Source organism: Vibrio sp. 10N.247.310.98 (genome assembly GCF_041467395.1).
GTDB lineage: Bacteria > Pseudomonadota > Gammaproteobacteria > Enterobacterales > Vibrionaceae > Vibrio > Vibrio crassostreae_C.
Genome location: NZ_JBFSUL010000066.1, coordinates 1 through 21,278, shown reverse-complemented (window position 1 = coordinate 21,278; position 21,278 = coordinate 1). Strand labels below are relative to the sequence as shown.

The 21,278-nt window shown below is 44.7% G+C and carries 15 protein-coding genes and 1 pseudogene; 10 read left to right on the top strand and 6 right to left on the bottom strand.

Annotated features, from left to right (window positions below; genetic code table 11):
- The first annotated feature begins 46 nt into the window (after positions 1–46).
- The 5 genes and pseudogenes from AB6E78_RS19760 to AB6E78_RS19740 all read left to right on the top strand — a co-directional run bounded on the left by AB6E78_RS19760 (position 47) and on the right by AB6E78_RS19740 (position 4,491).
- A complete protein-coding gene (locus AB6E78_RS19760; RefSeq protein WP_372134099.1) occupies positions 47–1,669 on the top strand; it encodes a phosphoethanolamine transferase in 1,623 nt (540 codons plus the stop codon).
- A 326-nt stretch (positions 1,670–1,995) separates the two neighbouring features.
- A complete protein-coding gene (locus AB6E78_RS19755) occupies positions 1,996–2,931 on the top strand; it encodes a CorA family divalent cation transporter (RefSeq protein ID WP_017062015.1) in 936 nt (311 codons plus the stop codon).
- Complete coding sequence (locus tag AB6E78_RS19750; protein WP_017070158.1) at positions 2,931–3,506, top strand: mechanosensitive ion channel family protein; 576 nt, start codon at positions 2,931–2,933, stop codon at positions 3,504–3,506. The genes AB6E78_RS19755 and AB6E78_RS19750 overlap by 1 nt, the downstream gene beginning before the upstream one ends.
- Before the next feature lie 18 nt (positions 3,507–3,524).
- A pseudogene (locus AB6E78_RS19745) lies at positions 3,525–3,724 on the top strand (AraC family transcriptional regulator); the annotation flags it as partial.
- 134 nt (positions 3,725–3,858) lie between these two features.
- Entirely contained in the window at positions 3,859–4,491 is a 633-nt protein-coding gene (locus AB6E78_RS19740; RefSeq protein WP_050647609.1) for a triacylglycerol lipase, read from the top strand.
- Between the two features lie 133 nt (positions 4,492–4,624).
- Here the strand turns inward: AB6E78_RS19740 and AB6E78_RS19735 are convergent, their stop codons facing one another.
- A complete protein-coding gene (locus tag AB6E78_RS19735; protein WP_004732521.1) occupies positions 4,625–5,599 on the bottom strand; it encodes an arginine deiminase-related protein in 975 nt (324 codons plus the stop codon).
- Between the two features lie 645 nt (positions 5,600–6,244).
- Between AB6E78_RS19735 and AB6E78_RS19730 the strand changes: the two genes are divergently transcribed.
- Both AB6E78_RS19730 and AB6E78_RS19725 read left to right on the top strand, forming a co-directional pair.
- Positions 6,245–8,095, top strand: a complete 1,851-nt coding sequence (locus tag AB6E78_RS19730; RefSeq protein ID WP_372134098.1) for an ABC transporter ATP-binding protein — start codon at positions 6,245–6,247, stop codon at positions 8,093–8,095.
- Positions 8,096–8,381: 286 nt separating this feature from the next.
- Positions 8,382–9,086: a hypothetical protein gene (locus tag AB6E78_RS19725; protein WP_017065155.1), complete on the top strand. Its 705-nt coding sequence runs from the start codon at positions 8,382–8,384 to the stop codon at positions 9,084–9,086.
- Between the two features lie 108 nt (positions 9,087–9,194).
- On the opposite strand, the gene AB6E78_RS19720 is transcribed toward AB6E78_RS19725, so the two are convergent.
- Positions 9,195–9,683, bottom strand: coding sequence for an Lrp/AsnC family transcriptional regulator (locus AB6E78_RS19720; RefSeq protein WP_004732526.1), 489 nt, complete (start codon positions 9,681–9,683; stop codon positions 9,195–9,197).
- A gap of 278 nt (positions 9,684–9,961) precedes the next feature.
- On the opposite strand from AB6E78_RS19720, the gene AB6E78_RS19715 reads away from it, so the two are divergent.
- Positions 9,962–10,132, top strand: coding sequence for a hypothetical protein (locus tag AB6E78_RS19715; RefSeq protein ID WP_017071239.1), 171 nt, complete (start codon positions 9,962–9,964; stop codon positions 10,130–10,132).
- 638 nt (positions 10,133–10,770) lie between these two features.
- Here AB6E78_RS19715 and putP read toward each other — a convergent pair.
- The 4 genes from putP to AB6E78_RS19695 all read right to left on the bottom strand — a co-directional run bounded on the left by putP (position 10,771) and on the right by AB6E78_RS19695 (position 17,304).
- Positions 10,771–12,261 (bottom strand): sodium/proline symporter PutP, encoded by a 1,491-nt coding sequence (gene putP, locus AB6E78_RS19710; RefSeq protein ID WP_029235685.1) that lies wholly within the window; start codon positions 12,259–12,261, stop codon positions 10,771–10,773.
- Between the two features lie 183 nt (positions 12,262–12,444).
- Positions 12,445–13,149 carry a hypothetical protein gene (locus AB6E78_RS19705; protein ID WP_004736898.1) on the bottom strand — a complete coding sequence of 235 codons (705 nt, stop codon included), beginning with the start codon at positions 13,147–13,149 and terminating at the stop codon, positions 12,445–12,447.
- Positions 13,150–13,160: 11 nt separating this feature from the next.
- On the bottom strand, positions 13,161–16,298 hold the full coding sequence (putA, locus tag AB6E78_RS19700) for a bifunctional proline dehydrogenase/L-glutamate gamma-semialdehyde dehydrogenase PutA (RefSeq protein ID WP_372134097.1): 3,138 nt from the start codon (positions 16,296–16,298) through the stop codon (positions 13,161–13,163).
- 181 nt (positions 16,299–16,479) lie between these two features.
- Positions 16,480–17,304, bottom strand: a complete 825-nt coding sequence (locus AB6E78_RS19695) for an AraC family transcriptional regulator (RefSeq protein ID WP_017065150.1) — start codon at positions 17,302–17,304, stop codon at positions 16,480–16,482.
- A 483-nt stretch (positions 17,305–17,787) separates the two neighbouring features.
- Between AB6E78_RS19695 and AB6E78_RS19690 the strand changes: the two genes are divergently transcribed.
- Complete coding sequence (locus AB6E78_RS19690; RefSeq protein ID WP_372134096.1) at positions 17,788–18,891, top strand: PEGA domain-containing protein; 1,104 nt, start codon at positions 17,788–17,790, stop codon at positions 18,889–18,891.
- A gap of 244 nt (positions 18,892–19,135) precedes the next feature.
- Positions 19,136–20,965: an SUMF1/EgtB/PvdO family nonheme iron enzyme gene (locus tag AB6E78_RS19685; RefSeq protein ID WP_372110386.1), complete on the top strand. Its 1,830-nt coding sequence runs from the start codon at positions 19,136–19,138 to the stop codon at positions 20,963–20,965.
- Positions 20,966–21,278: the final 313 nt, after the last annotated feature.

The following is a 21,278-nucleotide window of genomic DNA, read 5'->3' as shown; positions in this document are numbered from 1 at the left end:
AGCGAGACTAAAATAAAGGGATAAGAGACGCAGGAAAACAAGACCTATGAATCTACCAAGCTTTAACATGTCGATAAACAAGCTGCCTTTTGTGTTGGCCGTGTATTATCTGCTTGTCGTCAATCTACCTCTCTCCCAAGAACTGTTTAGTATTGTTCAGGCATCGAAGTCTGAAAGCGTTGCGTTTCTTATCTCCATTCCTATCTTCTTCCTTGCTGCCTTTAATTTCATCTTCCAAGTCTTCAACTGGCCTATTTTCTCTAAGCCGTTTTTCATCTTATTGCTGATCACCTCAACCTTAGTCAGCTACAGCATGTTCAATTACGGCATATTCGTCGACTACGGCATGATAGAGAATGTGTTTGAGACCAATAGCGGTGAAGCAGCCAGCTATATCAGTGGTCACTCGATCTTATGGCTACTGGCTATGGGTGGTATTCCATCTCTCATCCTGTTGTTTACCAAACTTGAAAAAGAGTCTTGGAAGGATTTCTTTGTCTGGAAATCGATTGGCTTGCTCTCTTCCTTGATCGTCATTGCGATTATTGCCGGGCTTTTCTACAAAGATTACGTATCGATTGGTCGCAATAACTCGCACATCAAAAAGATGATCATTCCGACCGAGTATGTAGCATCAACAGTCAAATATATCAATAACACCTACATCAAACAGCCCATCCCCTATCAAGAATTGGGATTAGATGCTCAACTCAAGCCACAAGCAAAAGCGGCAACCAAACCGACCTTATTGGTGTTTGTGCTTGGCGAAACCGCTCGCGTGTATAACTACCAATATTATGGCTATGAGAGAGAAACCAACGCTCATACCAAGCCTTATAACCCGATATTTTTCTCTGATGTTCAGTCGTGCGGTACAGCCACCGCAGTTTCAGTACCCTGCATGTTCTCGAACATGAATCGCAGCAACTATGATCGCGACAAAGCCTACAACCAAGATAACGTGGTCGACATTATGAACCGCGCGGGCATTCACTCTATTTGGAGAGAACATGATGGTGGGGATAAGGCGGTCGCACATCGAATCAAAGAGATGACGCTCATCGCCAAAGACAGCGACCAATTGTGTAATAACGACGTATGCTACGACACAGCGATGCTAGAGAACTTCGAACAAGATACGCAAGATCTCAAGCAAGATAGCATCATTTTCTACCATATTTCTGGTTCTCATGGCCCGACTTACTTTGAACGCTATCCAGAAGAACATAAGAAATTCACCCCAGACTGTGCTCGCGCCGATATTGAAAACTGTACCAAAGAAGAAGTGGTCAATACCTACGACAACACCATCTTGTACACGGATTTCTTCCTCTCACAGGCGATGCAAAAACTAGAGAAACTGACCGACAAATACAACGTGGCGTTGATGTACGTGTCCGATCACGGAGAGTCATTAGGCGAAAATGGTGTCTACTTACACGGCATGCCTTATTCATTGGCACCGAAAGAGCAAACCCATGTGCCTATGATCATGTGGATGTCTGATGGCTTCGCCGAGCAGAAAGGGATAAACCAAACCTGCTTAAGAAAGGCGGGGAAAGAGCAGAGCTTTTCTCACGATAACCTGTTCGACTCCTTGCTTGGCCTAATGGACGTGCAAACCAAAGAATACCGAGAGAACCAAGACATTTTTGCTTCTTGTCGCTAGTGCTTTTGCTTATGTAAACCATCGGAAAACTCGAGTTGCCTGAGCAAGCTCTCCGCAACCTCCCCTAAAAAGAAAAGACCTCGGTCTTTTCTTTTTTTTGTCGCTAACATGGAGCCAGAGTGCTAATTTATAACGACGAAACAATGAGCTACATTTAATAGAGACAATAATGTAAGAGTCCGTCGTACTCCAAAGACCAACATGTCTTATTAGACTTCATCTCACTCACATCGCTCATTGAACTTACCACGATTAAGCTCAGTTCAATACCGCGCCTGAATGGCGCCTAATATCAATGTTTACGTCATATCATTAAGGACAAATGAATGGACGCTTTCATAATTTCAAGCTGGCAATTTTCTGAGGGGGTGGCACATGAACACACCACCAGCCCAGCCTCATTCGAGCAATCAACTTGGTATCACTGCCAAAGAGATGCTGACGGTTTGAGAGAATGGCTCCACAGTAATACGGTTCCAAATGCCATCATCGATTCATTACTCACCGATGACACCCGCCCTCGGTTCGAACAATTTGGCCACGACTGTTTTTTGATGATTCTGCGAGGCATTAATCTAAACGAAGGTGCTAACCCTGACGACATGCTTAGCCTACGCATCTTATGGTACAAAGGCACTTTAATATCGACACGTAAAGTTCCTTCAAAAGCGGTCAGTAATCTGATATCTGATCTCAAACAAAACCAAGGCCCTACATCATTACCTGATGTGTTGTTGGGCATGATCCGTGGAATCAACCACAGTATTTCAACCTTCCTAGCACCCGTCGAACTATTAATTGACGAGTTAGAATCTACATCCAATATCGACATAAGATCCATTAACGCTCTACATTCAAGGCTACTCAGACTAAGGCGTTATTTGAAGCCACAGAAATACGTTTTTGAAGATTTAATGAGTGACCTACCTGCGCCATTGAGTAAGCACAACAGTCATATAAAGAACAGCCTTGATACCATCCTGAGAATTAACGAGTCTGTTGAGTTTTACATCGAACAAATTAATGTATTTTTAGCGAGCCTAAGTCAGCAACAAGCTGAAAAAATGAATAGAAATACGTACCTATTTTCTATCATTGCAGGTATTTTCCTCCCTGCTGGGTTTTTCACCGGTTTACTGGGTGTCAATATCGCTGGGATACCCGGAACAGATAACCCGATAGCATTTCCACTATTTTGCGTTGGGCTGCTCGTGGTCATAGCGGCAGAGGTCGTTATTTTGAAAAAATTGAGGTTTATTTAATGGTTGAGTTTTTGCAATCCAATATGTGGCTTAGACAAGTAGTTTTAGGTTTACTTCTTATCACTGTGTATTGGGTGATCAAACGCTTAGGTAAGAACTGGATAGAAACATTAGCGGAAAATAAGCGTGTCGAATTGAAGCGAAAGCAGTTCGTGATTAAGTGTTTCAATATTGTTCTGTTTCTACTCTTCATCGCTGTGTTTACGATTGTTCTTAACTTGGGTTTTGGTGATATTTCTCTGTTCTTGTCTTCGATATTTGCGGTGCTGGGTGTCGCTTTATTCGCGCAATGGTCGATTCTAAGTAACCTCACAGCCAGCGTACTAATATTTTTCGTCTTCCCTTATCGCATTGGCGACAGAGTAAGAGTCGCGGAGAAAGACGAAGACATCAGCGGTGTGATCATCGATATCACCATGTTCCATGTTATTCTTCGACACAGTTCGGGCAACATTATCACCTACCCTAATAACCTGATCCTACAAAAAGGCGTAATCAAAGTTTTGGTTGAACCGGAAGCAAAAAGTGAAGCAGGTGATACTGAGCTAACCAAAACTGAAAATTCAGAATCATAAGATTTACTGGTGCCTTAGATATCGGCAAGTCAAACAGATAGACACAGCGAACTGATTCGTAAGATATTAAAAGAGCTTAGTTCGACATGGATTGCAAAACTTGGCGATAAAGGACATTAGAGAGAAGCTTCAATAAGGTAAAAAGTCTAACACCCAATACTTACGCCAAACAAGGCGGATTAACCATAGATGTGTATGGTGGAGTGAGATCGGACTAACCCAACCTTGCTCTATAACGAACGCTCTGTTTATAACTTACACCTCTGCCTTTTGTGTCTCATTCGTAGCAAGTTTTATTGAGTTTAGAATTGCGACTCCATATACTGAAAACACCATCAGACGGAGGACAAAAATGAATAATAAAAACAAACATATAGTTTTAATTCATGGTCTATATATGCCTGCGTTGATCATGCAGTATCTGGATAGAAACTTCAAAAAACGCGGCTTTACAACGCACAAGTTTGCCTACAACTCGCTGCGTTTCCCTTCTGCAGCCAAACGCCTCAATCGCTTCGTGAATGCTCGCTTTAATGAATACGATGAGGTCTATTTCTTTGGTCACTCACTCGGTGGCTTACTCATTCGTCACTACTTTAAGTTTTATCAGCCCAATTTTGCCGACACCTGCATTATTACCGCAGGGACGCCGCACAATGGGGCAACTATCGCCAAAACACTGTCGAATCATGGGCTTGGTTTTATATTTGGTTCGAGCAAAATGATCTTAAGCGATGGCCTGGGTGACTACGATATTGATGTGCCGATTGGCGTGATTACAGGTACCTACGACGCCGGAGTCGGACGTATTGTTCTGGGAAGAAACCCGGGCGATGGCACAGTCACACTCGAAGACGCCAACCTGAGAGGAGCAACGGATACTTACGCCCTCAAACTCAACCACACGGCGCTCGTCTACTCCAAAGAAGTCGTAACACTGTCGGCTCAGTTCATCGAACACAGAGCTTTTAAGGACGCTTCATAGCTTATTTCCATTAGCTTTTGCGCGTTGACTCCTGTATCGAGCTCTGTTCTCTTATATGTGAAAGACAAAAACAAAAATACCACTCTGCGATAAGAGTGGTATTCAAAGATTCATTACTGAAAGTGAGTGCTTGTTACAGACGATTTACTCGCGTTGGTAAAAACACCTCACCCAACATGCATCGCACCGAACCACCGCCAATGTCTTCAATCGTTTTCACGTTAAATGGCAGCAGTTTTCCATGCGTCGAAAGCTGAGCTAACTGGGCTGGAGAAAACGCATCGTAAGCCGATTGAGACATCGCGATCACCTTGTCGCCATTCACGGTTTCAAGCTGCAGGATGTTGCCACAGAAACGGTTCATCTGATCAATTGAGATAGAGATAACCTGCTTATCTTTAGCAAGCGACTTCACCACAAAGCGGCGTTCAAACTCAGGAATCACTTCATCACAGATCACGCAGAAGTTATCGCCAATCGCCATCATCACATTGGTGTGGTAAATCGGCTGACCAGACGGTAATGCCGTTTGGAACGAAACCACGCGAGAATAACCAATACGCTTCGCATAATCTTCTAATACTTCACGGTCGCAACGCTGAGAAAGCGCCGCATAGATCGTCTTATTGATGTGATCGATAACCATCACACCGGTGCTCTCTAGATAAGAACCTTGAGCAACGTACGACTCCATAGACTCACTGTGGTTAACAATGCGACCAGACGCTTCCAACACTTCAATAAGAGCAGTAGGCTTAACTTCATGCTGACGGTTTTCACAGGCCATAGGGAAAGTGAATAAACTTCCATCACTACAAGTACTGAACCAGTTGTTTGGGAACACTGCGTCAGGGGTTTCGACACCCAATTCTGGGTAATCAAACTCTACAACTTGCACACCTTCTTTACGCAACGAAGCCACCATAGCCTTAAATTCGGCCATCGTTTCTAGCTTCACCTCAGCTTCGGTCAGATTGACTCTGTGCTGAAACTCATTATCACGTGCTGTTTCTTCGTTAAATCGAAACTCTTTTGGCGGAACCATAACAACGCAATTGGCGTTTTGAACATTAGTAATATGAAGTGATTTTTTGTGTAGGTTTAACATTTCAACCGTCCCTATCTTTTATTTACCTCAGAATTGTAAACAACTTGTTACGACAAGATTCACTGAAAATAATAATGATTTGAATATTTATCCCAAACAATCACTGCAGATCTTAGATTAATCGGTAATTTTTACTGCGAGATAACAGCACATCAGAAAGAACCAACTGTATGCATATTCGTTAAGTCGCTTTATGGATAAATATTCCGATTTCATTTTCTCGCTCACCACGAGTTTTGGTTACAATTCAATCCATTTAACGTTAGGATTATCACCGTTGCATAACCATCAATTACGTTTGAAATAAGCTTAACTTTTCCTGTCTAATTCAATCTAAAATAAGCGTCATGAAAGACACTCTTTGGATCTTTCCTTCGTCACTTAAACCAAGTAATTAACTTTAAAACTAAGCATTAACGTTAAAACCAAGTGATTAAAGCCAAGTAACTAAAGCTAAGCGCTTAAACCAAGTACTTAGATAAGAGCTAGAACAACACCCATCGAATGACTCAATGCTTATAAGAACCCATGGGCGCTTATATAATTTCAAACTAAGACGGTAAAATTTCAAATCAAGACTATAAAAACAAAGCTGCACCAACGATGCAGTCGCTTATAGATGCACTAGTTTATAAAGGGAAATCTATGTACAAGAAATTTGAAGGCTTTACTGAAGCCTTTCCAAAGGGAGAGCCGATACAACCTCCTACTGGAATACTGGCATTCTGCCGCCATTACACTCGAGGTTTCGAAAAACCGTTGATCTTGCTCGGGTTGATGAGCATGACCATCGCGATCATCGAAGTCGCGCTGTTCGGCTACATGGGACAACTGGTTGACTGGCTATCAACAAGCAACCCCGAAACCTTCCTTGCTGATAATAAATCAACACTGATGGGGCTCGGCGTTCTACTGTTGGTCGTGATGCCAATCTTGATCAGTGTCTACTCGCTATTGCTTCACCAAACTTTGCTAGGCAACTACCCAATGTCGATTCGTTGGTTAGCGCACCGCTACCTTTTGAAGCAAAGCTTGTCGTTCTATCAAGATGACTTTGCCGGACGTGTCGCTACCAAGGTGATGCAAACCTCGCTCGCAGTACGTGAAACCGTGACAAAAATGGTCGATGTATTCGTCTATGTGACGGTCTACTTTACGGCAATGTTATTCATACTCGCAGAATCAGATTGGCGCTTGATGGCTCCGATGCTGGTTTGGTTGTTCATTTACGTCAGCATTCAGCTGCACTTCGTACCGAAACTCAAAGATGTGTCTTCTGAGCAAGCCGATGCTCGCTCGTTGATGACGGGTCGTATTGTGGATAGCTACACCAACATCGCAACGGTCAAACTGTTCTCACACAGCAAAAGAGAAACAGAATACGCCGAAGAAGGCATGGAAGGCTTCTTAGATACCGTCCATCGCCAAATGCGCTTAGTGACCGGCTTCAACATCTGCGTTGAGTTCGCTAACTACCTGTTGGTGTTCAGTATTGCCGGCATCTCTATCTACTTATGGCTAGACAACGCAATCACTGTTGGTGCAATTGCAATAGCGGTCAGCTTGGCTTTGCGTATTAACGGTATGTCGAAATGGATCATGTGGGAAATTGGTGGCTTGTTTGAAAACCTAGGCACCGTGATTGATGGCATTAAAACGCTGTCTAAGCCCATCGCTATTGAAGACAAAAAAGACGCTAAGCCTTTGGATGTACCACAAGGCGGCATCAACTTCGATAACGTGAGCTTTAACTACGGCGAGAATAAGGGTGTAATTAACAACCTAAACCTCAACATCAAACCGGGTGAAAAAGTGGGCTTGGTTGGCCGTTCAGGTGCAGGTAAATCGACCCTAGTTAACTTACTTTTGCGTTTCCACGATGTAGAAAGTGGCCGCATCCTGATTGATGACCAAGAGATCTCGAGCGTTACTCAAGATTCTCTGCGTAGCAACATTGGTATGGTGACCCAAGATACTTCACTGCTGCACCGTTCGATCAAAGACAACATTCTTTACGGTCGACCAGAGGCATCAGACGAAGAGGTATACGCGGCGACTAAACAGGCACACGCGCATGAGTTTATCGAAACGCTAACCGACCCGTTTGGCAACGTTGGTTACGATGCTCAAGTGGGTGAACGTGGCGTTAAGCTTTCTGGTGGTCAGCGTCAACGTGTGGCTATCTCACGTGTTCTTCTAAAGAATGCTCCATTACTTGTTCTCGATGAAGCAACTTCTGCACTCGATTCTGAGGTAGAGGCAGCGATTCAAGAGAGCTTGATTGAGCTAATGGAAGGCAAAACGGTTATTGCGATTGCACACCGCCTGTCGACCATCGCAGCGATGGATCGCCTGATCGTACTCGACCAAGGCAATATCGTAGAAGAAGGCACGCACCAAGAGCTGATTAACCAGAATGGTATTTATGCGCAGCTATGGAATCACCAAACCGGTGGCTTCATTGCCGATGACCTTGAGCAAGCTACAAACGCTTAATTTTTGTGCTATTTTAAAAGTGCGATGTGATTCACAGCAATTTGTTTATTAGCGGTAAATTACACATGGCAGAATGTTATGTCGTAATTATATAATGACATTAACACCAAAGACGCCTCGCTTGCGCGTTCTGGAATAAGGCTAGACTTCGGGGGGAGGCTAGCCTTTTTTATGCCTGCTATTTGGCGCTCTTTGCTACCTGTCCAATAAACTTCATCGATCCTTTTGTTTTTTTCTTGGCGTTTTTTTCTTAAAATGCGCGCAATATTCTTTCTAGAGATCAACCATGAACAAAAGTGTCTTAACTAACGTTATCGCGTTAGCGCTGCTTGCTGGCGGCTATGCGACAGCAAACCAATACTTGCTTTATGCAGGCCTATTCGCCTTTTCTGGTGCCATCACCAACTGGCTTGCGATTCACATGTTGTTCGAGAAAGTACCCGGCCTATACGGTTCTGGAGTGATTCCAGCGCGCTTTGAAGAGTTCAAGGCAGCCATCAAGCAACTGATGATGGAGCAATTCTTTACAGAAAGTAACATCGACCGCTTCCTAAGCAGCGAGATGACAGGAAAGTCGCTCAATCTAGAGCCTGTGATTCAGAAGATCGACTTTAACCCTGCATTCGACTCACTGGTGCATGTTATCGAGAACTCTCAGTTTGGCGGTATGTTGGCAATGTTTGGTGGCACAGAAGCACTAGAGCCAATGAAAGCGCCGTTTGTTGAGAAGATGCAAGAATCTGTGATTGAAATCAGCAAGAGTGATTCTGTAAAAAATGCCATCAAAGACGAGCTAGAATCGCCTGCGATGATGGATGAAATCAAAGAAAACATTGAGGCGATCATCGATCAGCGCTTGAATGAACTAACACCTAAGCTGGTTAAAGAGATGGTTCAGACCATGATCAAGAAGCACCTTGGCTGGCTTGTGGTTTGGGGCGGTGTATTCGGTGGTGTGATTGGCTTAATCTCTGCGGCCATTACGCTTTAAGGCGAACAAGTTTATCGGATTGCTCTTTATCTGACGCTCAACAAAAAATGGAAGCTTATTGCTTCCATTTTTTATATCTAAATCACGTTGGTAAGCGAAATTAGGCCACTATTTTAGAGTTGCCAACAACTCAGGGTTCACGCCGAAGCCCTTTTTATGCTCTTCAATCACCACTTCACTACGTGTCTGAATCACACCAGGCAAGGTGCCCAACTTCGTTGCCATAAACGCTTGGTACGCCTTCATGTCTTTCACTCGAACCTTGATCATGGTGTCAAAGTCACCCGACAGTGAGTAGCACTCTTCCACCTCAGGCATCATTTCCACGGCTTGGGCAAATTTGTCGAAGATCGAAAAGCTAGTCTGATCGAGACGGATATGGATAAAGACTTGAACATCGAGTCCCAGCTTTTCTGAACAAAGCTCAGCATGATAGCCCGTGATGTAGCCCTCTTTCTCCAATCGCTTGAGTCTATCAGAGCAAGGTGACGTCGTAAGGTTGACCTGTTTTGCCAGTTCAACAACAGGTAAACGCCCTTTCATATGCAGAATTCTTAGTATCTCTTTATCGATACGATCGAGCTGATGCTGAGACATAACATTCCTTAAACATTCTAAATTCCGCTCAGTATATTCCATACCAAGAGCAATCGAAGAAAACCTCGCTCACACATTTAAAAACTAAATGCACGGATGATATTCACGCCAGATATAAACACATACAAATAGATAAGAACCCTTATAAATCAAACTCTGGTTATTAACAAATTATTATAGAAATGACCCGATTAACAAATAAGTTGAGCCGGAAACGAAAGAAAGGATATAGGCCAAAGTGAATAATATAATTATCAAAGAGAAAGGATGACTCTATTATGAAAACGCAAGAACTCGCATATAAACCTTACGGTATTGGTTCATGGACACACGTAACGGTATCAAAAGATGTTGCTCAGGCACTAGCAAGTGAATACTCAAACTATGGATGGGAAGTGAAGATTGATGGCAATGCCATTGAAGCTGAGCTTGCACTCAAGGCTGCTTAGAAACACAAAAACCTCCTAGCACGGAGGTTTTTTGAATCAAGTTAGTAAGCACTTACTATGAGTTAGGCTAGGCCAACTTGGGGAACAGCACTTCCAGTTTCGCAACGACAATTGCACGTGCGGCAGAAGTGCTGAGTTTCCATATCGTAGTACAGGTTTCCACTAAATAGTTTTGACGTCCATTGCATCATACGGCCAGAAGCTGTCTCGGGCTCTGATTCACAACGTTTCATTATAGACTTATGTAGTGTTGTTTTTTTACATCCTTTGCAATAGAGATCTGGCATACCTTTGTCCTATAGGTCTTTAGTGGTTACTGACAATTGACACATCATGTCCAATTCAGTTCAACAATTCACCGAGCTAATCACAAAAGTGAGCGCTAAGTTCAAAAAATCGCCATTTTTCTGTTTTATTTTTTGACGTCACACGCCACCAACAAGACAGACCTTTCATTTCTCGCTCAAGATCCTTCGCTTTCGATTTACATTGTAAACCCCCATTTCAATATCAGAAAACCTCGAATAAACTTAATTTGAAATAAGACAAAGGTCGTACTCACATAAAAAAATAGAGCCACCGAAGTGACTCTATTGTTCATGTCTTTTGCTAATTCATTGGTATTTTTACAATGTAAATTAGTCTAGCTCAACGAGGTTCTTCTCGAACTCAGCGTGTTGCTTCTTAACTTCGTCTTCAGGCTCGCCCGTAATTAGACTCACGATAACGATAGAAAGAGTCGATAGGATGATTCCCGGTACGATTTCGTACACATCGAACCAACCGCCCGTGAACTGTTTCCAAAGTACGATAGTCACACCACCAACCACGATACCCGCGAGAGCGCCGTTACGGTTCATACGAGACCAGTACAGGCTCAATACAATAGCTGGGCCGAATGCAGCACCAAAACCAGCCCATGCGTAAGACACAAGGCCAAGTACTGAACTGTCTGGCGTCATCGCTAGCACAAGTGCAATCAAAGAGATTAGGATAACCGCGAAGCGGCCTACACGAACAATCTCTTCAGACGTCGCATCTTTCTTAAGTACTTGCTTATACAGATCTTCTGCTAGTGCAGATGAAGATACAAGTAGCTGTGAATCCGCAGTACTCATGATTGCCGCTAGGATTGCAGCAAGTAAGATACCTGCGATTACTGGGTGGAACATCGCGTTCACAAGAAGCATGAAGATCTTCTCGCCATCGTCTAGCTTAGGCGCGCCAGAGTTAGTCACGTAGATTAGACCAACCAGACCTACTAGCATTGCACCAACCATAGACAGAGCAGACCATACCACCGCGATACGACGCGCTGTTGTTAGGTCTTTGTTGCTACGTGTTGCTTTGAAACGAGCAAGGATGTGTGGCTGACCGAAGTAACCTAGACCCCATGCCGCTAGCGAGATGATCGCGATAGCAGAAAGTGGCTCACCTTTCACATCATTCCATAGCGTGAGAAGCTCTGGGTTGATGTTGTGAAGATCAGTCGATAGCTGACCAAGACCACCGTTCATCGCTGCGATTGGTACAATCAATAGCGCAGCAGACATCAGCAGACCTTGAACCAAATCCGTCCAAGATACCGCAAGGAAACCACCAAATAGCGTGTAAGAAACCACACATACTGTACCGATGATTACCGCTGTTGTGTAATCTAGGCCGAATACTGTTTCAAACAATTTACCACCTGCTACCAAGCCAGAACTTGTGTAGAAAAGGAAGAATAAAAGGATAAAGAAAGCAGAAATTGTTTGGATCAGCTTAGAATTATCATTGAAACGACGAGATAGGAACTCAGGTAGCGTCAGTGACTCTGTTGTAATGCTGTAAGTACGCAGACGTTTAGCACTGATTAACCAGTTCGCCCAAGTACCAACTAGCAGGCCACCAGCAAGCCAGAATGCTTCAAAACCAGCAGCATAAGCGTAACCCGGTAGACCAAGTAGTAGCCAACCACTCATGTCTGATGCACCAGCAGAAAGTGCAGCAGGCCATGGGCCTAGCGAACGACCACCTAGGAAGTAGTCTGTCGAGCTAGAAGTACGTTTGTAAGCAATAACACCGATTGCCAGCATCATAATTAGATACGCAATGAACGTCGTCGTTATTGCAAAACTGTTTTCTATCATTTGATAGTCCTCATTTGTAAAAAGCCTTCCATGCCTAATTCAATGCAAGACACTCACCGTAAAGGCAAGCGAGTGCATTGAGTTAGGTATTGAGGCTCCAAGGCACTATGAGTTAAATCCAAAGATGGTGAAACCAACAATGGAGAAAACAAAAGTGCTTAGAGCCAATGTTACTGAAGGTTAGTGAGCTTCGCTTCCAAGTTCGAGCAAGGTCGCGTTACCGCCCACGGCTGTTATATTTATAGTTCGCGTACGCTCGGTAATGAAACGCAGCGATAAGTGTGGATCGTGAGCAACATGCATTGCTGTCAGATCCGTTTCAGCTACTAAACTGACGATGGCACCGTCACGCTTAGCAAGTTGTAAATTGATAGCTTGAGCCGTTTGTGAGTTACCTACGTAACCTGCGCTACGTACATCGCAAGACAGCAGCTGTTGAGCCGCGTCGTACGAAGCAACCTGCACCAAGTTCGTCGGTAAATTCGCTTGTTTCGCTGCATCAGCGATCAAGGTGTTGAATTGCACGTCATCACTGCACAATTGCACGCTGTTACCCGCTAATAGTGCTGCGGTAATCATCGCGGTTGCTGTTTGTAGTGCTGGCTCTTTGTCTTGGCAATCATCAACAATCACCAAAGCCACACCACGTCCTGCAGCATACAGCTCGTTTGTTTCACCAGTCGGGCCAGCCATTAGGTGCTGCTCAGAAAGCAGCGCAGAGGCCTGCTCTAGGTGATAAGTTGCCACTGCCGCCAAAGACGTAGATTGGCTTTCGATCTCTGATTTGAATGCAAGTACCTGAGCACTCTTATGATCAAAATCGGTAAGATTCCATTGTTCCCACGCCAAGAAAGCATCAGAAAAACCTGTCACTTGATGAACCATGATACTGCTCCTTATGCCTTGTCTTGTGATTGAGAGAAATGAACATCAGTAAAGCGGTATAGGTAGTGAGGACCACCCGCTTTAGGGCCAGTACCAGACAAGCCTTGACCACCAAATGGTTGTACACCAACAACAGCGCCGACCTGGTCACGGTTGATGTAACAGTTACCCACACGAACGTGTTTTTCGATCCAACGGTAAGTTGTCTCGTTACGGCTGTGGATGCCCATGGTTAAGCCAAAACCGGTTTGGTTAATTTGGTCTACCACTTGCGCCAGTTCACTCGCTTTGAAGCGAACGATATGCAGTACAGGACCAAACTGCTCTTCTTTCAAACAGCTGATGTCATCGATTTCAAATGCACTTGGTGGAACAAAGTCACCATGTTCACAATCCGTACCTAAAGAAAGTTGAGCCACCTTCTTCTGGGTATTGGTCATGTTTTCTAAGTGCGCCATTAGCTTCTGTTTTGCGTTTTGGTCGATAACAGGGCCAACATCGGTTTTATGAAGGTGTGGAATACCAACACTCAACTCGTCCATTGCACCGTGAATCAATCCAACCACGCGGTCTGCAATGTCTTCTTGGATGTAAAGTACACGCAGTGCAGAACAACGTTGACCTGCTGAAGCAAAGGCAGAACGAATCACATCACGAACCACTTGTTCAGGCAGTGCAGTACTGTCGACGATCATCGCATTCTGACCACCGGTTTCCGCGATAAACGGAACAGGCTTAGCGTTACGACTTGCCAATGACACGTTAATGCGTTGTGCAGTTGGGGTTGACCCCGTGAAGGCAACGCCTGCAATCGCATCGTGGCTAGTTAGCGCACTGCCGATCTCTGCACCACGACCAGGTAGAAGTTGAATCGTGCCAGCAGGGAAGCCCGCTTCATTCATCAGTTCAACCGCGCGAGCTGCAATTAAGCTTGTTTGCTCTGCAGGTTTCGCCACAACCGTGTTACCCGCCACTAGTGCAGCTGTAATTTGGCCAAGGAAGATCGCCAATGGGAAGTTCCAAGGGCTGATACAAACGAATACACCACGACCTTGTCGCGAAGCGATTCGAGTTAGACCATCAAAGCCTTTTAGCTCAAAACCTTGTAGGTTGTTCGCTTGTTTTGCGTAGTAACGACAGAAGTCGACCGCTTCACGCACTTCATCAATGCTGTCGTGAATTGTCTTACCCGCTTCTTGATGACAAATTGCCACCAGCTCAGCCAGGTTTTCTTCCATCAGATCCGCCAGCTTCTCAAGCGCAGCGGCTTTGGTTTCAACCGATGTCGCATTCCAATCAGCAAATGCGGCGTCTGCACCAGTGATCGCTGCGGAAACATGATCAAGGTTTGCAAAAGCCACCTGACCCACATTAATTCGACGATCATAAGGTGCTGTTACTTGTTCAACATTCTGATCAGCCTTGATCATGCTTTCGGCAAGAGATTCGCCGTTGATCACAGGTCCAGCAGTCCATTGATTGTTTAAGAAGCCTTTTACTTGCTCTTCAAACTGATGCGCTTCACTTTCAATATCAATGTTCACACCGTAAGAGTTCTTACGCTCAGGGAATACCGCTGGAGGCAGAGGAATCTTAGTGTTGTGCAATGTATCGAATGCCAGAAGCATATCGACAGGGTGTTGAGTCAGCTCTGCCACAGGGCAACGCGCATCAACTAGACGGTGGACAAACGAGCTGTTTGCGCCGTTTTCTAGCAAGCGACGTACTAGGTATGGCAGTAGATCTTTATGGCTGCCAACCGGTGCGTAGATACGTACCGACTGTTGGTAAGCTTCCATCGCATGGTTGTACAGAGAATCACCCATGCCGTGTAAGCGTTGGAATTCAAAGTCTTTATGGTCGGTCATGACGGCAATAGCAGAAACCGTATGAGCATTGTGGCTCGCAAACTGCGGGAAGATATTGCCACGAACGCTTGGGCTCAATAGGTAACGCGCACATGCAAGGTAAGCTACGTCTGTCGCTTCTTTACGTGTGTAAACTGGGTAATCAGTAAAGCCAGCTTGTTGCGACCATTTGATTTCGCTGTCCCAGTAAGCACCTTTAACTAAGCGAAGCGGGATCAAATCACCCTGCTCTTTCGCTAGGCGGTTTAGCCATACTAGAACCGGAAGTGCACGCTTTGAGTATGCTTGAATAACCAGACCAAATTTACCCCAACCTTTTACAAGGTCAGTGCGGTACAGTTTTTCGAATAATTTAAGAGAAAGCTCTAGGCGATCCGCTTCTTCAGCATCAATCGTAATTGCAACATCTAGCTCTACTGCACGGCGCAATAGCTGCTCTAGCGTGTCGCAAAGTTCAGTCAGTACGCGGTCTTCGTTCGCTACTTCGTAACGTGGATGAAGCGCAGAAAGCTTGATAGATACCGATGGCGCAGGGCTCGATTTTGAAGAGACATAAGTGTCTCGACCTACGGCTTCAATCGCCATTAGGTAATCTTTAAAGTACTTATTTGCGTCAGCTGTGGTCAGTGCTGCTTCACCTAGCATGTCGTATGAGTAGGTAAAGCCTTTGTCGCGCATCGACTTACCGTTCTTTTGCGCTTCAGCAATGCTGCGGCCAAGAACAAATTGGTGACCCATCACTTTCATCGCTTGGTGCATCGCTTTACGAATTACCGGCTCAGAAAGCTTGTTCACTAAACGGTTAACCGCTTGTCCAGCACTCTGCTCGTTCGATGAAAGTCCAACCACCTTGCCTGTTAGCATTAAGCCCCAAGTTGAAGCGTTAACAAAAACCGAATCAGAATTCTTTAGGTGAGACTTCCAATCCGCAACGCTTAGCTTGTCGCGAATCAGTGCATCAGCCGTTGCTGAATCAGGAATACGCATCAAGGCTTCCGCCAGACACATCAGCAAGATGCCCTCTTGAGTATCTAAGCTGTATTCAAGCAACAGTGCATCGATCATCTGGATAGAAGTCTTATCCGCACGGATAGCTTCGATCAAAGAAGTCGTTTTGTCTGTGATTTGCTGCTTTTCAGACTCAGAAGGGGTAGCTAGTGGCAGAAGTTGCTCTAGCCATTGGGTTTCATCCACCATATATAATGGTGAGATAAGCGACCATAGATCATCAAGCGACTGCTCGTTGAATTCTGGCTTTAACACATCAGTAGCTGTAAACATGCGTTTTCCTTAATCTCACACCCGGAATTAGCCCGGGATCTCTACAATGGCTGCAGTGTATTTAGAGTATATAAGGATTACTTGTCAAAAACTCCGAGTTTTTTGCTAAAAACTCGCTTTATTAACAAAACAAACACAACGTCACATATGAAACTTTAAAATAATATGCCGTTTTGTTTCACTATTTAACAGAAATTTTCTTTTTGTATTGGGATGGAGACATGCCTTGAAGGCGTGAAAAGGTGTGAGTAAAAGAGGATTGACCGGAGAAACCAGCCAGTTCTGCGACCTGACCAAGGCTAAGGTTACCCTGTTCAATTAAACGGCGAGAACGATCGATACGCTTACCAAGAACATACTGGTGAGGGGTAATGCCCATTTGCTCTTTGAACAGCATATGGAACTGGCTTTCGCCCAAGAACACGCTGCCCGCAAGCTGAGCGACAGAGATCTTATTCGCGAGGTGTTGCTCGATGTAGCGATCCAGTGCTTCAAGATCAAAACGCGAGTCTTTAATTGAGGTTTCAAATGCCGATATGTGCCTTTGCATCAGAGCGATCACCGTGTCATTGCAGGCACGGCTTAACAATAGATCATCCGGGCTCGCCTGCATTTCTTGCACCAACATATGGATAAGCTTTTGAATTTGCGCGTCTAATTGGAAGTAGACGTTCGATGATTCTAACTGGTTAATCTTCTCTAGCATCAGAGGGTCATCATCGGTTGGCATAGGCATGTTGAGCACGAGAATATCCGACTGACCAACCACTCCGCCGAAAGCATGATCAGAGCTCGCTGTCACCACACAACCTTGTCCTGGGCCAACAAGATTCCCCTTACCACTCACTTCAAATTCCGCCTGACCTTTTAAACCAATCACCACCTGAGAATAATGGTGATCGTGGCAATCCATATGCGATGGCAAAGTGATGATCTCAGCAGGACGAGGGCCAGTAAGGCCTAGCGGAGAAAGGTCTAGGTTAGGAAAGGGTAAAGGTTTAGACATGACAGAAAAATACTCGGGTCAACATAGTAAGAATAATACTCTTAAATGCGCACAAGATGAATTTGTAAATGCTCATGAGAGTTATTTGCTCGCGAGAATGAAAAGATCATTATCGCGATCATCTTGATCATGCCTCCGGAAGGATGATCAAGAGTGTACAAACTACGGGCATTGTAAAACCAATCGTTCCGGCGAGTTTAGGGACTTCACAAGCAATCACACAAGCACGAAAAACCATGTGGTCAATAAATGCTTTTTCACGCCAACATAATGAATAAATTTTCTTATATAGCTCAAATAATTGGCTATAAGCCTGTAAAAAGTGTATCCGAAGTACCGAAACTTGGCTTTTGAGTAGATTGGATAGCAATAAAACGGTATAAAGACGGGTATTGTGTTAATTGCTAATAACTAGTGACTCACAACTAGGAAGTAGACACTTTATTAACGAGCCAATTTTCAATCTACAAGTTGCAGGGACCTATGACTAACTTTCGAATTTCAGCGCTTTTACTTGCGCTATCCCCACTTTGGGTATCTGCATCGGTATCCGCTGAAGAACTGAATCAAGTCGATCCCGTTTCAGCTATCGATGCAAAGCTAACAGAGAAAAACTCAGATATTGAGCGTATTTCAGCAACCAAAGTATCGGCGACTGAAAACCTAAAACAACTTCAAAACAAGAACAGCAAGTTGTTGCGCGAAGGTGAAGAACTTAAGGCAAAACGTAACAGAGCCAAGTCTGTACTCGACAAACAGTACAGTCGCTTGCTTGAAGATCCAGAAACAGATTTAGTCTCTTTCCAGAAAAGTTACCAAGACGCTTGGGCTGCGGTTAAAGAGAATCAATCGTCTCAGCTAGATAACGAACAAGCGATCAACGAGAGCGAAATTCACCTTTCTCAAATCAAGCAAAAGAAAGCTCGCCTGAATAATGAGCTGGCAAACTTGAGAGAGTCAAAAGTTGAAGCTCGCGTAAAACGTATCGCAACAGAACTGCGTGAAAGTGCGGTGCTTGAAACCAGCTATACCACCACATGTTCATCAACAATGACACTTGGTGAGTGTACTGCACAGGGTAAACACCTGACCAATCAAAAAGCCGTGCAAACGTTCAAGAGCCAATTACTTGAGCAGCTCACAGAAAGCACACTTGCGAAGCAAAACTTACAAGGTGTTCAGCTGAATATCCATGTTCAAGACAGCCAAGCGATCAAGAGCGGCTTCTCTGGTAACAACTCTTACTTCATGCAGATGCAAGCTCAACTTCAAGCAAAACCTGAAGCAGTTGCAGCATGTAACCTATTGAATGTTTCGACTCGCTACTGTTTAACAGGCAGTGACGCAGCAGTCGTTAAGAAGAGTGACAAACAGTGGGCTAACGTGACGGTACGTTCTGATCAGTACAACGACTCAGTAACCATCAACGGCATTAAGTATGGCAGCACCCCTCTTGAGGTTGTGCTACCAAGTGGTCGTCACCAAGTAACCATTTCAAAACAAGGTTACGAGTCTTACAACCGCACAGTTACCATCAACGGCAGCGACACGATTTGGGTTAAGCTTCTTCCTAGCAAAGAAAGCTAAACACCCTTTGTATATAGAGCCTGAGCCAATTCAAAACGCTTAGCTCGATATCAGATAGCCGTGCCTATTTCACAAAGCTGAATGAACACTCGCCATTTTGTTGATAGTTATAAACTGTATGATCGTTACAAATTTGTATGGTCGTTATAACCTTGTTTTATCGTTATAAACAGTAGCTGCAGACGAAATGGCGTTCTCGTTTAGAATATTCGATTAACCTAAATTACGATTGAAGTAGCCCATCATGCGCCAAGGTCTTCCTACTCTATTATTTGCACTTGCTCCATGCTTAATGACGCCAGCTGTTTTTGCTGAGGCAACACCACCAGCGATCGCGTCATCTGTCACCGACATTGAAAGCTCACTTTTTGAAAAGCATGCCGACTTAACGGCTGTTGAAAAGAAATTAGCCGACAAACAAAACGAAGTCGACAATCAGGCGCAGCAAACGGCACGTCTAGCTGAGTTATCAGCTCAAGCAGAGCAAACACTCGCAAAGGCAAAAGCCAGCCTAGAGCAAGATTACACGCGCATGATTGATGATCCCGATTTCGATATCTCGCTTGCTCAAAAACGCTTCCAAGACGCTTGGAAAACCGTAAAAGAAGGCAAACTTGCGATTTCAGACTCAGAGCAAAAGCAGCAAGGCTTGGTGATGGAGCTTGAGGCTATCCAAGCCGAGAAAGCCGCGGCAGAAGCTTCAATCGCAAACCTAAACCAAGACAAGCTAAGAGCAAGAGCAGAGCGACTAAGATACGAGATCACTCAGACGGAAGAGCAAACTGTTAGCTTTACCAACCGTTGCAGCAGCGATATGACACTGGCGCAGTGTTCAGACCAAACGGTGACTTTGGCACTTCAAAAAGCGGTAAAACAATTCCAACACAGCCTAATCGATAACGCGACTGAATCGAAAACAGTGAAAGAGCACCTTGCGTCTGCTTCGCTGAACATTCACGTTCTGCAACACAAAGTGAAATCCTCTGGCTTCTCTGAAGATAACCGTTACCGAGCGGTGATTGCGGCGAACCTAGAAACTCGTCCAGATAAGAACACACCTTGTCGCCTGCTTGGTATTCAGTCATCAAACTGTTTCACACAAAGCGAGCAACAAGCCAACGACCAGCAAAAAGAAGTTGCTTGGGTTAACTTGGTGGTGCGTTCAAATCAATACAACGACAATGTTTCTATCAACGGCGTGAACTATGGCAGTACACCGGTTGAAGTGATGTTACCGACGGGCCAACACATGGTCACGATCGAAAAAGAAGGCTACCTTTCTTTCCATCAAGAGCTGAAGATAGCCCGCGATCACAACCTACGAGCCGTATTGCAAGCGAAACAGAATTCATTAAATGTCGGCACCAAGTTTGCCGATCCGATGGGTAACGACATTCAGAGCCCTGAAATGATTGTTGTCGGCTCGGGTCGCTACCTACTGGGTGAAAATAACGCACAACAAGTGACGATCAAACAGCCGTTTGCATTAGCCGCAACACCAACCCGTGTTCAAGACTTCAAAGCATTCGTAAAAAACACAGGCTACCAGACAGACGCTGAGCTGATGAACACCTGCGATACATTCGTCAATGCAGAGATCACAACCGTTTCAGATAAAGACTGGCAGAACCCAGGCTTTAAGCAAGCTAATAACTCACCGGTAGTTTGTGTTAGCCAAAACGATGCCAAAGCTTATACACGTTGGTTATCTAAAAACACCGGCTTCACTTACCGCTTGCCAACACCACAAGAGTGGGAAGCTGCAGCAAGAGCTGGCCAAGACACCAACTTCTGGTGGGGCAATGAATTCCGTTCAGGCAAAGCCAACACTGGCTGGGCGGGTACACCATGGTCAAACGTTAGTACATCTCCGGTTAAGTCATTCCAACCAACACCAACAGGCTTCTACGACATGGTGGGTAATGTATGGGAATGGACAACCGTTCAGAAAGGCCTAGCAAAAGGTGGCGCGTGGAGCTTCTCTCCTGAAGAAGCAAAAGTGTTTAACGAACTGTACGTACCGCCTTCAACGGCAGCGAACTATCTAGGATTCCGAGTAGTACGAGAGCTGTAGGCTCCCAATCACAGGCTCAGAATCCCAAATATTTACTCTAGGTTCTCAATTATCACATTGAGCAGCATTTATAGGGGAATTCCCCCCTTATGCATAAGCACTCCTAGGAGTAGATTCGTCGATAGAGTAGTAAGTCACTCTGGGTATCAAATTGATGCCTCAGTTTAATTTACCTGACCCTCGTAAATTAGACTGAAAATCTTCTACATGTCGACAAGGCATATCTTGTCTTTAGCCAGCCCCTCTTCAGGCTGGCTTTTTTTTGGTTCATCGCGGATTAGCGGGAACTAAAAACAAAAACGGTAGTAAGTGA